Annotated in this window: 9 protein-coding genes; 5 read left to right on the forward strand and 4 right to left on the reverse strand. The window is 72.8% G+C overall.

From position 1 onward, the window contains the following. Window positions 1-6: 6 nt before the first annotated feature. A complete protein-coding gene (locus OOJ91_RS27690; protein WP_266249546.1) occupies window positions 7-1,179 on the reverse strand; it encodes a PQQ-dependent sugar dehydrogenase in 1,173 nt (390 codons plus the stop codon). A 71-nt stretch (window positions 1,180-1,250) separates the two neighbouring features. Continuing rightward, the gene (locus tag OOJ91_RS27695; protein WP_266249547.1) at window positions 1,251-3,068 is read right to left on the reverse strand and encodes a SpoIIE family protein phosphatase; all 1,818 of its coding nucleotides are present in this window, start codon (window positions 3,066-3,068) and stop codon (window positions 1,251-1,253) included. Between the two features lie 187 nt (window positions 3,069-3,255). Here OOJ91_RS27695 and OOJ91_RS27700 point away from each other — a divergent pair, with 187 nt between their 5' ends. Then, the gene (locus OOJ91_RS27700) at window positions 3,256-4,182 is read left to right on the forward strand and encodes a 2-hydroxyacid dehydrogenase (RefSeq protein ID WP_266249548.1); all 927 of its coding nucleotides are present in this window, start codon (window positions 3,256-3,258) and stop codon (window positions 4,180-4,182) included. A gap of 91 nt (window positions 4,183-4,273) precedes the next feature. On the opposite strand, the gene OOJ91_RS27705 is transcribed toward OOJ91_RS27700, so the two are convergent. Further along, window positions 4,274-4,666 carry a PH domain-containing protein gene (locus OOJ91_RS27705; RefSeq protein WP_266249549.1) on the reverse strand — a complete coding sequence of 131 codons (393 nt, stop codon included), beginning with the start codon at window positions 4,664-4,666 and terminating at the stop codon, window positions 4,274-4,276. A gap of 216 nt (window positions 4,667-4,882) precedes the next feature. Between OOJ91_RS27705 and OOJ91_RS27710 the strand changes: the two genes are divergently transcribed. After that, the gene (locus OOJ91_RS27710; RefSeq protein WP_439117132.1) at window positions 4,883-7,324 is read left to right on the forward strand and encodes an EAL domain-containing protein; all 2,442 of its coding nucleotides are present in this window, start codon (window positions 4,883-4,885) and stop codon (window positions 7,322-7,324) included. A 6-nt stretch (window positions 7,325-7,330) separates the two neighbouring features. Here OOJ91_RS27710 and OOJ91_RS27715 read toward each other — a convergent pair whose 3' ends face one another. Continuing rightward, window positions 7,331-8,350 carry a LacI family DNA-binding transcriptional regulator gene (locus OOJ91_RS27715; RefSeq protein WP_266249552.1) on the reverse strand — a complete coding sequence of 340 codons (1,020 nt, stop codon included), beginning with the start codon at window positions 8,348-8,350 and terminating at the stop codon, window positions 7,331-7,333. Window positions 8,351-8,462: 112 nt separating this feature from the next. Between OOJ91_RS27715 and OOJ91_RS27720 the strand changes: the two genes are divergently transcribed. The 3 genes from OOJ91_RS27720 to OOJ91_RS27730 all read left to right on the forward strand — a co-directional run bounded on the left by OOJ91_RS27720 (window position 8,463) and on the right by OOJ91_RS27730 (window position 13,434). Continuing rightward, the gene (locus OOJ91_RS27720) at window positions 8,463-10,913 is read left to right on the forward strand and encodes a glycoside hydrolase family 2 protein (RefSeq protein ID WP_266249554.1); all 2,451 of its coding nucleotides are present in this window, start codon (window positions 8,463-8,465) and stop codon (window positions 10,911-10,913) included. 119 nt (window positions 10,914-11,032) lie between these two features. Continuing rightward, window positions 11,033-11,413: a nucleotide pyrophosphohydrolase gene (locus OOJ91_RS27725; RefSeq protein WP_266249555.1), complete on the forward strand. Its 381-nt coding sequence runs from the start codon at window positions 11,033-11,035 to the stop codon at window positions 11,411-11,413. A gap of 116 nt (window positions 11,414-11,529) precedes the next feature. Further along, the gene (locus OOJ91_RS27730) at window positions 11,530-13,434 is read left to right on the forward strand and encodes a DUF2075 domain-containing protein (RefSeq protein WP_266249556.1); all 1,905 of its coding nucleotides are present in this window, start codon (window positions 11,530-11,532) and stop codon (window positions 13,432-13,434) included. The last annotated feature ends 44 nt before the right edge of the window (window positions 13,435-13,478 follow it).

The raw sequence follows: 13,478 nt of genomic DNA on the forward strand, positions 1-13,478 counted from the left end.
CGCCTGTCAGCTGCGACCGCCGTCGCCGCCCGCGAAGACCACCCGCAGGAGGCGGTCGTCGTCGGCCGCCGGATCACCCCGCCCGTCGTGGTTGGAGGTGCTCACCCACAGCGATCCGTCCGGCGCGGCGGCCACCGCGCGCAGCCGGCCGTACCTGTTGGTGAGCAGCTCGCTGGGCTGTCCGAGCAGCGTGCCGGTGTCGGTCAGCTCCATCACCCAGAGCCGCTTGCCGCGCAGGCAGCCGGTGACAAGCAACCGGTCCGTCGCGGCCAGCCCGGAGCAGGACGCGTCCGAGGTCGCCCACTGCGTGATCGGGTCGGTGTACCGCTTGTTGCCGGCCCGCCCCTCGACCTCAGGCCAGCCGTAGTTGCCGCCCTTGGTGATCTGGTTGATCTCGTCCCAGGTGTTCTGGCCGAACTCCACGGCGTACATCCGCTTTGCGTCGTCCCAGGCGAAGCCCTGCACGTTGCGGTGACCCAGCGACCAGACCGGGGAGCCGGGGTACGGGTTGCCCGGCGCGGGCTTGCCGTCGGCGGTGATCCGCAGGATCTTGCCGCCGAGGCTCTTCGTGTTCTGCGCGTTGGGGCGCTCGCCCGCGTCGCCCGTGCTGACGTAGAGCTGCCCGTCCGGGCCGAAGCCCAACCCGCCGCCGTTGTGCACGTTCGCCTTCGGGATGCCGGTGAGGATCGCTGTGGGTTGACCGCCTAGTTGCAGGCGGGCGACACGGTTGTCCTGCTCGGCCGTGTAGTAGACGAAGACCGTCCGGTCCCGGGCGTAGCCGGGGGAGACGGCGATGCCGAGCAGGCCGCCCTCGCCCGCCGCCGCCACGTCGCTGATCGTCTGCACGACCCGGACCCGCAACCCGTCCGGGCCGGACTCCGGACCGACCTGGAGAATCCGGCCGCTGTCCCGTTCGGTGACAAGCGCGCCGCCGTCGGGCAGGAACGCGATGGCCCACGGCACCCGCAGCCCCTTGGCCAGAACTGTCGCCACCGCCTGCTGGCCCGCGCCGCCGGGGCTCGCCGGCGCCGACGGGGTCGGCAGGTTGGGCGGCTCACCCGCCGGGTCGGGCTCGGGCTCGCCGAAGCTGCAACCCGTGGCGAGCAGCAGCGCCGCGCAGGACGCCGCGAGGACCACCCGGAGGCGGCGGACGCGAGGGTACGGGGGACGGGCTCTCACCCGGCCCAGCGTAGCCCGCCGGACGGCCCGGTCGGGCCCGACGGATGAGCCCCGGCTCGCGCCGGAACCGCTCAGCGGGCCCGGACGGCCAGCAGCGCCGTGTCGTCCTCGCGATGCTGGATCGACGCGAGCAGCAGGTCACACAGGTCGTCGAGGGGCACGGTGTCGGTGCCGGTCAACCGCTGCACCAGCTCGGCGAGCCCGTCGTCGATGGACCGGTCTCGACGCTCGATCAGCCCGTCGGTGTAGAGCAGCAGCGTGTCGCCGGTGGCCAGGCTCGTCGAGTGGCTGGTGCGTACCGACGGTCGGGCCAGGCCGAGCAACGGCTCCGGCGTCGCTTGGAGGACCTCCACCGCACCGCCGGCGCGCACCACCAGGGCCGGCGGGTGCCCGGCGTTGCACCAGGTCACCTCGCGGACGCCTGAGCGTTGGGCACAGATGCGCACAAGCGTCGCGGTGGCCGCGATGGGCAGTCGCAGGCCACGGATCGCGCTGTCCAGGTGGGTCATCAGCGCCCCGACCGCGTCGGGGCGGCCGAACGCGTTGCCGCGCACCAGGTTGCGCAGCTGGCCCATGGTCGCCGCCGCCTCGATGTCGTGCCCGGCCACGTCCCCGATCGCCGCGATCAGGTCACCGTCGGGCTGCACGAAGGCGTCGTACCAGTCGCCGCCCACCTCCACCCGGTCGGCCGCCGGCTGGTAGCGGGCCGTCAGCTCCAGCTCCGTCACCAGCGGAAGCCGCGGCAACATGCTGTGTTGCAGGACCTCGGCGACGTGCCGCTGCTCCCCGTACATCGAGCTGTTGCCGACGGACTGCCCGGCCCGGCGGCCGATGTCCACGGCGGTGAGCAGGTCACGGTCGTCGAACTGCTGACGGTCGGGGCCGTTGACCAGGGTGATCGCGCCCAGCACGGTGCCTCCGACGGCCCGTACCGGGACGCTGAGGTAGGAGGCGATGCCCAGCCGCTCGGCGATCGCCGACATCTCCGGGTCGGTGGTGCCGCGGGCCACGTCGGCGAGCGACGCCACGCCGCCGAGCCGCGGCTGGCCGGTGCGCAGCACCGCCCGGATGATGGAATCCTGGCTCAGCCCCGTACGCAGCAGCTCGGCGAACCTGTCGACGTCCGGCGTCCGGGCCGGGTCGCGGTGCACCGCGACCACCTCGCGGGGCTGCCCGGACGGCCCGACCAGGGTGAGCAGGCACCAGTCGGCGAGCAGCGGCACCATGGTGGCGGAGAGCCGGCGCAGCGACGTGCCCACGTCAAGCGTGCCGGCGAGCGTCTCACTCACACCGGCCAGCAGCTCCAACCGCTGGTGCGCCCGGACGATCCGCCGACGCGCCTCCTGCGCGCCGTCGAGCGCGATCCGCAGTCGCAGCTCCGACGAGCAGGCGGCGGCGAGGTCGGCGAGCGTCCGCAGTTGCCCGGCGGTCCACGCCCGGGGCTTGTTGTCGATGGCGCACAGCGAGCCGAGCACCCGGCCGGACAGGTCGGTCAACGGCATCCCGGCGTACGCGACGACGCCGAGGTCGTCGATGGCCAGGTTGTCGCGGACGCGGGGATAGAGCCGGGCATCCGGCAGCACCATCGGCGCCTCGATGTCCACCACGTGCTGGCAGAACGAGTGGCTCAGCGGGGTCTGCCGCCGCTGCGACCACGGCTCCGGCAGACCCACCGCGCCCGGGAAGAACTGGCGGTCGGCGGAGACCAGGGAGACCAGCGCGACCGGGACCTCCAAGAGGTCACTCACCAGTCGGGCGAACCTGTCGAACGCCTCGTCCGGGGCGGCGTCCAGGCCCGTCTCGGAGAGCGCACGCAACCGCGCCGCGTCGCCGAGCGCCGGAGGTGGGGCGATCGAACGTCGCGCGTTGGCGGGGGAGCCGTCGGTCATCGAGCACCTGTCTGCCGGGTCGGAGGCCCGACCGGCCCTCCGACCCTTGGTTATACCTCGTCATGGCCGGGACCGAACATCGGTGTGCCGAGTCTCGCCCGCCCCGCCGCCGCGCGCCATCCCCCGTGCCGCCGGATCGCCGCCGTGCGCGCACCTGCAGTCGTGCCGGCGGCTATCGTCGGCGGACGTGAAGGTATGGATTCCGCATCAGGCCGGCCTGAACCTCGTCGGCGAGCTGCCCCCGGGCGTGACGGTGGAGGTCGCCGAGCACGCCGACCGGTTGCCGTCCTCCCCGGCCGACGTCCGTTTCTGGGTACCGCCGTTCCTGAGCGGGTCGGACGCGACAGCGCTGCTGGGCGAGCTGCCCGACCTGGAGGCGGTGCAGTTGCTCTCCGCCGGGGCGGACGCCTGGGTCGGCCGGATGCCGGACGGGGTCACGCTCTGCGATGCCCGGGGCGTGCACGACCCGTCCACCGCCGAGTGGGTGGTCACCGCGATCCTGGCCCAGCTGCGGGCCTTCCCCGCCTTCGCCCGCGCGCAGGCCGAGCGGCGGTGGGCGTACGACGGCCACGCGCCGACCGACGAGCTGACCGGCAAGCGGGTGCTGATCGTCGGGGCCGGCTCGATCGGCACCGCGGTACGGGACCGGCTCGCGCCGTTCGAGGTGAGCTTCACCCTGGTCGCCCGGTCGGCCCGGCCCGAGCAGGGGGTGCACGCCGTCGCGGAGCTGCCCCGGCTGCTGCCCGACGCCGACGTGGTGGTGGTGCTGGTGCCGCTCACCGACCGGACCCGTGGCCTGATCGACGAGGACTTCCTGGCCGCGATGCCCGACGGTGCGCTGCTCGTCAACGCGGCCCGTGGTCCGGTGGCCCGCACCGAGGCGCTCGTCGCCGAACTGGCCACCGGCCGGATCTCGGCGGCGCTTGACGTCACCGACCCCGAGCCGCTTCCCGCCGACTCTCCGCTGTGGACGATGCCGAACGTGCTGCTCACCCCGCACGTGGCCGGGTCGGTGCACGGGCTGGTGCCGCGCGCGTACCGGCTGGTCGGCGACCAGGTGCGACGATTCGCCGCAGGTGAACCGCTGATCAACACGGTGGTCGACGGCTACTGATCGGCCGGGCGGTCCCGGGTCGGGTCGCGCTGTCCCGGGTCGCGGTGTCCCGGGTCGGGTTTCGCCGGATGCGGGCCGGGGGCCTGCTGGCTTACGGGCCGGGGGGTTCGGCGGCCTCGTCCGGCAGTGTCTGGCCGGTGGCCGAGACCAGTCGGGGCAGGTCGGTGCCGCGTACCGCCGGAAGACCGACCTGCTGGCCGTCGTCGAGGCGGGCGACGGCTCGCCCGCGCGCGTCGGTGGCCAGCTCGACGACCCGGTCCCAGCCGATCCGACGTTGCCCGAACAGCGCCCGCAGGCGCAGTTCCCGGGGGTCGGCGTCGGTACCGGCCCGCCAGGCCCACACACCGACGGCGAGGGGGACGAGCAGCACCGGCAGCAGGTACGCCCGCGCGTTGGCCAGCGGCAGGGCGCCGATGAAGGCGATGACGGCGGCGGCCAGGATGGCCTGGTTGTACCGGAAGCGGACGGTGTCGGGCGTACTCACCCTGCGATGATCCCACCCCTGGTCGGCGGGGGTCGCGGCGGGCGGCGCCACGAGGCCCGCACGCCGTACAGTGATACGGGTCACTACTTCCTTCCGGTGACCGACGCGTAACCAATCTGGTCGCCGGTCGTTTCCCACTGTTGGGCAGTGGACCAGCAAACGTCCGCCGTCCCGCACCGCCGCACCGCCCCGTGCCCCCTCACGAAGGCGACCGCCGTGCTCCTCGCGTACCCGTTCCGTGTTCTCGTCCCCCGCCGGGCGGCCCCGGAGGTCGCCGTGTCCACGGCCGTGGCGCTGCTCGTCGTCGCCGGTGCCGCCGATCTGGTCCCGACCCCGGTGGTGATCGCGTTGTCCGGCGGCGCGGGCGCCACAGTCGCCGGCGTACGACTCTCCCGGCTGGCCAACCGCCGACCCAGCGACCCACCGTCCACCGACTCGTCGTGGCGGACGGCGGCCGTGCTGCTCGACGCGGCGGTGGTGGCTGCCGGCTGCGTCGCCGCCGCGCTGCCGCTCGTCGACGCCGGGCATCGCGCAGCCGCGCTGCTCGGTTCGCTCACCGTGGCGGTCCTGTCCGTGATCGGGCTGCGTCGGCGTCCGGTCCGGCCGCCCCGGACGGCGCGGCTGCGGGGGCTGGTCGAGGCGACCGGCCCGACTGTCGGTCTGACCCTCGCCGGCTGGTTGCTACTCCCGTCCGACTCCCTGCCTGCGCCGGCCCGGCTTGTCGCGGCGCTGGCGCTCGGAGCGCTGGGCATGGCCGCGCTCAGCGCCTTCACCGGTGCCGGGCGGCGCTCGGGCGACGCGATCTGCCGGGGCGGCGTCCTGCTCACCCTGGTCGGGCTGGCGCTGTTGACGATCCTGCCGCCCGCGCCGACGGGCCGGGCGGCGCTGCTGGCGGTGCCGCCGCTGGTGCTCGGGATGCTGCTGACCGCGCTCGGCGCGACCGCCGCGGTGGCGGCGGCCGGCGCGCAGCCGGCGACCGGCCCGCCCGCCGCGACCTGGCCACGGGTGGTGCTTCCGGCGTCGGTGCTGCTGCTCGCGGCGGGCCTGCACGTCGGCTCCGGCCGCACTCCGGACCGGACGAGCGTGCTGCTCGCCCTGGCGGCGGTGCCGCCGCTGGTCCTGCGGGAGCTGCTGCGCGGCGGCGACGCGGGCGCCCCGGAGCGGCACGCCGCGCACCGCCGACGCGCCGACCGCGCGGTCCGGCGTCGACGCGCGGCGCAACCACTGCGGTCCGACGCGACCTCCGTGTCGCCCCCATCGGGCCAGAGCCCGGCCGCCGCAGGGTGGCCGCCAGGCGTCGGCGGGACCACCACCCCCGGCGGCGACGGTCTCTGGCCCCCGGGTGCCGGCACCCCGACCGGCGTCGGCGCGGCGTGGCCCGATGCGGGCGTCGCCTGGTCGACGTTCGACCACCGGTCCGGTTCGGTCGGGGACCGGGCGGCGTGGCTGGACGCCCTCGCCACCATCGGCGACGTGCTCGCACCGGCCGGTGCGCTGCTGCTTGTGGAGCTGCACGGCGCGGACGGGCTCGGCCCGGTGGCGCGGGAGGACGTGCTTGCCGAGGCGGTCCTGCGGGCCCGCGCGATCGTCGGGCCCGACGACCTGGTCACCGCCTGCACCGGGACCGGCTTCGCGGTGGTCACCGGCGCCGGACCGGTGCTTGCGTACGCGCTTGGCATCCGGCTGTTGACCGCGCTCACGCCGCCGTACCAGCTGGCCGGGTCGGTGCTGCGCGTGCAGGCGAGCATCGGGCTCGCCGAGGTGAGCGGCGATGCCGGGCCGGCCGACGTGCTCCGTCAGGCCGAGCTGGCCCGGCGGCGGGCGGTGCAACTGGGCCGGGACCGGGTCGAGTGGTACGACGCGTTCCTGGAGGAGCAGTTGGTGCGCCGGCTCGACCTGGAACGTGAGCTGCCCGGCGCGGTGGCGCGGGGCGAGCTGGACCTGGTCTACCAGCCGGTGCTCGACCTGACCGACAGGCAGCCGGTGGGTGCCGAGGCGCTGTTGCGCTGGCGCAGCCCGGTGCTCGGCACTGTGCTTCCGACCGAGTTGCTGCCGGTCGCCGAGGACCTGGATCTGGTCGGCGAGTTCGAGTGGTGGGTGCTGGACCGGGCCTGCCGGCAGTTGGCCGCCTGGTCGGCGGGCCCGCGTGAGCTGTGGATGGCTGTCAACGTGACCGTCCGGGAGCTGACCACCCCCGACTTCGTGCAGCGCACCGCGGCGGTGCTGGCCGCGTACGGGGTGCCGCCGGAGCGGCTGGTGGTGGAGGTGGCCGAGCCGAGGATCGGTCCCGACCTGTCGACAGTGGTGGCCCGTCTGGCGGGGCTGCGGTCGCTGGGCGTGCGCACCGCGCTTGACGACTTCCGGGCCGAGCACGCGTCGCTGGCACAGCTGCGCCGCCTGCCGATCGACCTGTTGAAGGTGGGCCCCGAGCTGGTGGGGGCGCAGCCGGCGGGGCAGCCGCCGCTTATCGACGTGGTGGTGAACGTGGGCGAGCGGTTGGGCGTGGAGATCGTCGCCGAGGAGCTGGAGTCACCTACCCAGGTCGAGGGCGCGCGTCGGGCCGGCTGCCGCTACGGGCAGGGCTTCGCGTTGGCCCGTCCGGCCACCGCCGAGCGGGTCGAGGCGTACTTCGAGGAGTTCCCCTCGGCGTCCCGCTGAACCGGTTCACTTCCGGCGTGGCGGTGCCGTGCTCCCGCGCGGGGTCAGCTGCGGGCTCTCGTCCTGCACGCACGTCGCCGGCTGCCCCGCGATGACGGCGAGCAGGAGGCGGGCGGCGTGCGCGCCGTACGCGGGGATGTCGCGGCCAAGCGCCGTCAGGGGCGGGTGCACCAGCCGGCACAGCGGCGAGTCGTCCCAGGCCACGATGGACAGGTCGTCCGGCACGGTGAGGCCCATCTCCTGGGCGACCGAGAGCCCGGCGACCGCCATCACGTCGTTGTCGTAGATGACGGCGGTGGGCCGCGTGGCGGAGCTGAGCAGTCGGCGGGTGGCCCGCCCACCCTCCTCGCCCGTGTAGTCGGAGAAGACGGTGACCGCGTCGGCCAGGCCGAGTCGCCGGCACACCGCCGCGAAGGCGTCCGTACGGATCTCGGTGTGGAGCAGGTCGGGCAGCCCGCCGACCCGGGCGATGCGGCGGTGGCCAAGCGCCACCAGGTACTCCACCGCCTCGGTAAGCGCCGCCGTGTCGTCGGCCCAGAGGCTTGCCAGCTCGCCGGTGCCGCCCGGCCCACCGATCACCACCGCCGGCAGTTGGAGCTGGTGCAGGGCGGGGACGCGGCTGTCGTCGGTGCGCAGGTCGCAGACGAGCACCCCGTCGACCCGGCGCTCGCCCCACCAGCGCCGGTACACCGCGATCTCGGCGTCGTGGTCGGCCACCACCTGGAGGGTCAGCGCGTACGAGCGGGCCGAGAGTTCGGCCTCCACGCCACTGATCAGCGCCATGAAGAACGGCTCGACGCCAAGTGTCCGGGCGGGCCGACACAGGGCCAGGCCGACCGCGCCGGCCGCGGCGGCGGAGAGCGCTCGCGCGGCGCTGCTCGGACTGAACCCGATCTCGGTGGCGATGGCGAGGATGCGCTCCCGGGTGGCCGCGGAGACGCCGGGCTGCCCGTTCAGCGCGTACGACACGGCGCCCTTGGACACGCCCGCCCGACGGGCGACGTCCGCGATGGTCGGACGCTTCACCGGCGTACTCCTTGGTCTCTGGTGCCGTTGACAGCCCGAAATCCGAACCGTACGGTGGCTCAGCTTATCCGGTTCAGTGGGCATCTTTCGATGCAGAAGGTGCGGTGACATCGTGAGCCGACAGGCACTCTACGACGGCTGGACCCTGTCGGCGACGCCCGGAGCGCAGGTGCCGGCGGAGGTCGCCGGCCGGTCCGTGCCGGCGACCGTGCCCGGTTGCGTGCACACCGACCTGCTCGACGCCGGGCTGATCCCCGATCCGTACCTCGACGACAACGAGCTGTCCCTGGCCTGGATCGGGCGCACCGACTGGCACTACCGGACGGTCTTCCCCGCACCGGCCGGCGGCCACGACCGGGTCGACCTGGTGTGCGCCGGCCTGGACACCGTGGCCACCATCAGCGTGAACGGGGTCGAGGTCGGCCGTACCGAGAACATGCACCGCTCCTACCGGTTCGACGTCGGGGCGCTGCTGCGCGACGGCGACAACGACCTGGCCGTCGCGTTCGACTCCGCCTACCGCTACGCCGAGGCGCAGCGCGAGCGCCTCGGCGACCGGCCGAACGCCTACCCGGAGCCGTTCCACTTCGTCCGCAAGATGGCCTGCAACTTCGGCTGGGACTGGGGGCCCACGCTCGTCACCGCCGGTATCTGGCAGGACATCGGCCTGCACGCCTGGTCCACTGCCCGGCTCGCAGGCGTCCGCCCGCTTGTCACCACTGACGGTCGCGACGGCCGGGTCGAGGTGCACGTCGAGGTCGAGCGGGTCGCGGACGTCCCGCTCACCGTCCGCGCCACAGTCGCCGACACCCACGCCGAGGTCGTCGTCCCGGCCGGGCAGCGCACGGCCGTGCTGACCCTCACCGTCCGCGAGCCCGCGCTGTGGTGGCCCCGAGGGTACGGCGAACAGGCCCGCCACCCGCTGGCCGTGACCCTGCACGCGCCGGACGGCGACACCCTGGACGACTGGTCGCGGCGGATCGGCTTCCGCTCGGTACGACTGGACACCACACCCGACGCGCACGGCACCCCGTTCGTGCTGTCGGTCAACGACGTTCCGGTCCTCGTGCGGGGCGTCAACTGGATCCCCGACGACGTGTTCCCCACCCGGATCACCCGGGACCGCCTCGCCGGCCGGTTCGACCAGGCGATCGGGGCCAACGTCAACCTGCTGCGCGTCTGGGGCGGCGGCCGGTACGAGTCGGAGGACTTCTACGACCTCGCCGACGAACGCGGGCTGCTCGTCCAGCAGGACTTCCTCTTCGCCTGCGCCGCGTACCCGGAGGAGGAGCCGTTCGCCAGCGAGGTAGCCGCCGAGGCCGCCGAGCAGGTGACCCGGCTGGCACCCCACCCGTCGCTGGTGCTGTGGACCGGCAACAACGAGAACATCTGGGGCTGGCACGACTGGGACTGGCAGGAACCCCTCGCGGGCCGCACCTGGGGGCGCGGCTACTACCTCGACGTCCTGCCCCGCATCGTCGGCGAGCTGGACCCGACCCGCCCGTACTGGCCGGGTAGCCCCTGGTCGGGCACCGAGACGATCCACCCCAACGACCCGGCGCACGGCACCACCCACATCTGGGACGTGTGGAACACCGACGACTACACGAAGTACCGGGAGTACGTGCCGCGCTTCGTCGCCGAGTTCGGCTACCAGGCCCCACCGGCGTACGCCACCCTGCGCCGATCGATCTCGGATGAGCCGCTGGCGCATGACTCGCCCGGGATGGCGCACCACCAGAAGGCCGCCGGCGGTGACGCCAAGCTCCAGCGCGGCCTGGACGCGCACCTGCCCGCCCCGGCGGACTTCGACGACTGGCACTACCTCACGCAACTCAACCAGGCGCGGGCCATCCAACTGGGGGTCGAGCACTTCCGGTCACACCGGGACGTCTGCGCGGGCACCATCGTGTGGCAGCTCAACGACTGCTGGCCGGTGACCTCCTGGTCGGCCGTCGACGGCGACGGCCGCCGCAAACCCCTGTGGTACGCGCTGCGCCACGCGTACGCCGATCGGCTGTTGACCGTGCAGCCCCGCGACGGCGGCCTGGCCCTCGTCGCGGTGAACGAGACCGGCGCGCCGTGGCGGGCGCCGGCCTCGGTGACCCGGCTGACCCTCGACGGAGAGCCCCGGGCGAAGAACTCCGTCGACCTCGACGTCCCGGCGTACTCCTCGGTGCCGCTGGCCCTGCCGGCGGAGCTGGCTCGGCCGGACGACGCCTCGCGGGAGCTGCTGGTCGCCGAGGCGGGGGAGACCGCCGAGCGGGCGCTGTGGTTCTTCGCCGAGGACCGGGAGGTCGACTGGCCGGCGGCGGCCTGGGACGCGACAGTCGAACCCTTCGACGGCGGGCAGCGGGTCCGGGTCACGGCCCGCACGGTGCTGCGCGACCTGACCCTGTACCCGGACCGACTTGACGAATCCGCCACAGTGGACGAAGCCCTGATCACCCTGCTGCCCGACGAGTCGACCACGTTCACCGTGCGCGCGGCGGGGCCGCTGGACCCGGCGGCGCTGACCGCGCGCCCGGTCCTCCGCTGCGTCAACGACGTCGGCACTCCTTGATCCACACCAGCTCTCCGATATCGCGGTGTCCGAGCCGACCGGATACCGCGATATCACCGATCTTGTGTGGCTCAACCCGGCGTCGCTGAGCTACGACGTTGCCGTGTGATGATCTGAGCATGGTCAGCCGTACGGAAGAGGGATCCGCAGGTAGTCTCACCCAACTCACCGAGCAGCTTCGGCAGTTCGCCGAGGAGCGCGAGTGGCAGCAGTTCCACACGCCGAAGAATCTGGCGATGGCGCTCTCCGGCGAGGTCGGCGAACTGCTGGCAGAGCTGCAGTGGCTGACACCGGAGCAGGCCGCCCAGGTCATGACGGATCCGGAGGCGGGAGCACGAGTACGCGCCGAGATCGGCGACGTCATGATCTATCTGGTTCGGCTCGCCGACGTCCTCGGCATCGACCTGGTGACGGCGGCGACCGACAAGATGGCGGACTCGGCCCGGCGTTATCCGGTGGAGAGCGCGAGAGGGTCCGCGGCCAAGGCGCGACGGTCGTAGCCGCTGATTGATCTTCTGGCTACAGTCATGGCGGTAAGGCGGTCCGACGGGCTTCCGATGCACGGATATGCCCCCCATCCGCACGATCATTTCGTGCTGCCCGGGGGCACCTGTCGATGTCGGCGTACCGTACGTCCGCTGCTGGTCTGTTACGTCTCGCCGCCGACGGCACCCTCGTCGAGGTGCTGAACGAACGGGCCCGTCATGCCGGTCACGGCGTGAGCCCCGGCGAGAAGAGATCCTGGGCACGCAGTCTCCCGGTGCTCGCGCAGGATCTCGCCGACGCGGGCTTGGCTGAGGTCGAGGTGCTCATCGAGTACCAGCTTCCGTTGACAAGCCGACGCGTCGACGCGGTCCTGGCCGGCGTCGATCCGCAGACCGGTGATGACTCCTACCTCGTCGTGGAGCTCAAGCAGTGGTCCTACGCCACGGCCTACGAGGACTCCGACACCCTCGTGGCCGTCGAGCAGGCGCGTGGGCCTCGCCTGCATCCGGGCATCCAGGTGCAGGACTACTGCCGCTATCTCGCCGACTTTCTCGGCGTGTTCGGCCGCGACGAGAAGCTGTTGCGGGGTGCCGCGTACCTGCACAACGCGGTGGATCGTGACGTTGCCGACCTGCTCGACCGGCCGGCCACGGAACAGAGTCGGATCTTTACCGGGCAGCGTCGTGGGCAGTGGCTCGATCACCTGCGGCGCCGATTCGCGCCCGCCTCGGGAGCAGGCCCGGCTGACCGGTTCCTGACCAGCACCGTACGCCCCAGCCGGCACCTGCTGGCGTACGCCGCCGCCGAGCTGAAGGAGCGCTCGCACTTCATCCTGCTCGACGAGCAGCATGTGGCGTACGAACTGGTCATGCACGCGATCGAGCGGGCCCGGACGGCGAACCAGAAACGGGCGGTGGTGGTGGCGGGCGGGCCGGGTAGCGGCAAGAGTGTCATCGCCCTCGCGCTCCTCGGGGAGCTGGCCCGACGGGGTCGACCGGTGCTGCACGCCACCGGTTCGCGGTCCTTCACCCAGACGCTGCGCCGCTACGCCGGCCGGAAATCGACCCGGCTGCAGAGCCTCTTCAAGTACTTCAACAGCTTCATGGACGCCGACACGAATGACATCGAGGTGCTGATCTGCGACGAGGCGCACCGGGTGCGGGAGACGTCGGTCAACCGCTACACGCCCAAAGCCCGTCGGGACGTCGCACGTCCGCAACTGGAGGAACTCATCTCCTTCGCCCGGGTTCCGGTCTTCCTGCTCGACGAACACCAGGTGGTGAAGCCGGGCGAGTTGGGCAACGTCGAGGTCATCTCCGCCTTCGCGAAGAACCTTGGTGTCGCGGTCGACGTGGTCCCGCTGCACGACCAGTTCCGCTGCGGCGGCAGCGAGGCGTACGAGGAATGGGTTCTCGATCTGCTCGGCCTCGACGGCGGCGAGCCGTCCGTCTGGGCCGGCGACGGCCGGTTCGACGTACGGGTCGCTGAATCTCCGGAGGAGATGGAGACGTACCTCGTCGAGCGGCAGGCACTGGGTGGCACGGCCAGGATGTCGGCGGGCTACTGCTGGCCGTGGAGCGATCCGCGGCCAGACGGCACGTTGGTGCCCGACGTGACGATCGGTGTCTGGGCGCGACCGTGGAACGTCAAGAGTGAACGCAGTGTCGGCGAGGCGCCGGGCAGCGCGTTCTGGGCCACCGACCCGAACGGATTCGGCCAGGTCGGCTGCGTCTACACCGCGCAGGGCTTCGAGTACGACTGGTCGGGGGTCATCATCGGCCCGGACCTGGTGGCGCGCGACGGGCAGTTGGTGACTCGTCGCGAGGAGTCGAAGGATCCGGCGTTCCGCAGTCGAAAATCGCTCAGTGACGAAGAGGCGGACCGGCTGATCCGCAACACCTACAAGGTGTTGCTGACGCGGGGCATGCGCGGCACGGTGCTGTACGCAAGCGACCCGGAGACGCAGGAGTACCTGCGTGGTCTGGTGCGGGTCCGGCGGACCCCGGAGATCAAGTTCGAGGACCACGTCGGGTAGCGGCAGCCCACACAGTGTCGATACTGTGACCGTCAGTTCAGCGG

It is taken from the genome of Micromonospora lupini, from assembly GCF_026342015.1.
GTDB lineage: Bacteria > Actinomycetota > Actinomycetes > Mycobacteriales > Micromonosporaceae > Micromonospora > Micromonospora lupini_B.

Bases quoted from the DNA above. Each gene is read 5' to 3' on its own strand.
- OOJ91_RS27730 (WP_266249556.1), top strand. From the start codon at position 11,530: ATGTCGGCGTACCGTACGTCCGCTGCTGGTCTGTTACGTCTCGCCGCC.
- OOJ91_RS27725 (WP_266249555.1), top strand. From the start codon at position 11,033: ATGGTCAGCCGTACGGAAGAGGGATCCGCAGGTAGTCTCACCCAACTC.
- OOJ91_RS27695 (WP_266249547.1), bottom strand. From the start codon at position 3,068: ATGACCGACGGCTCCCCCGCCAACGCGCGACGTTCGATCGCCCCACCT.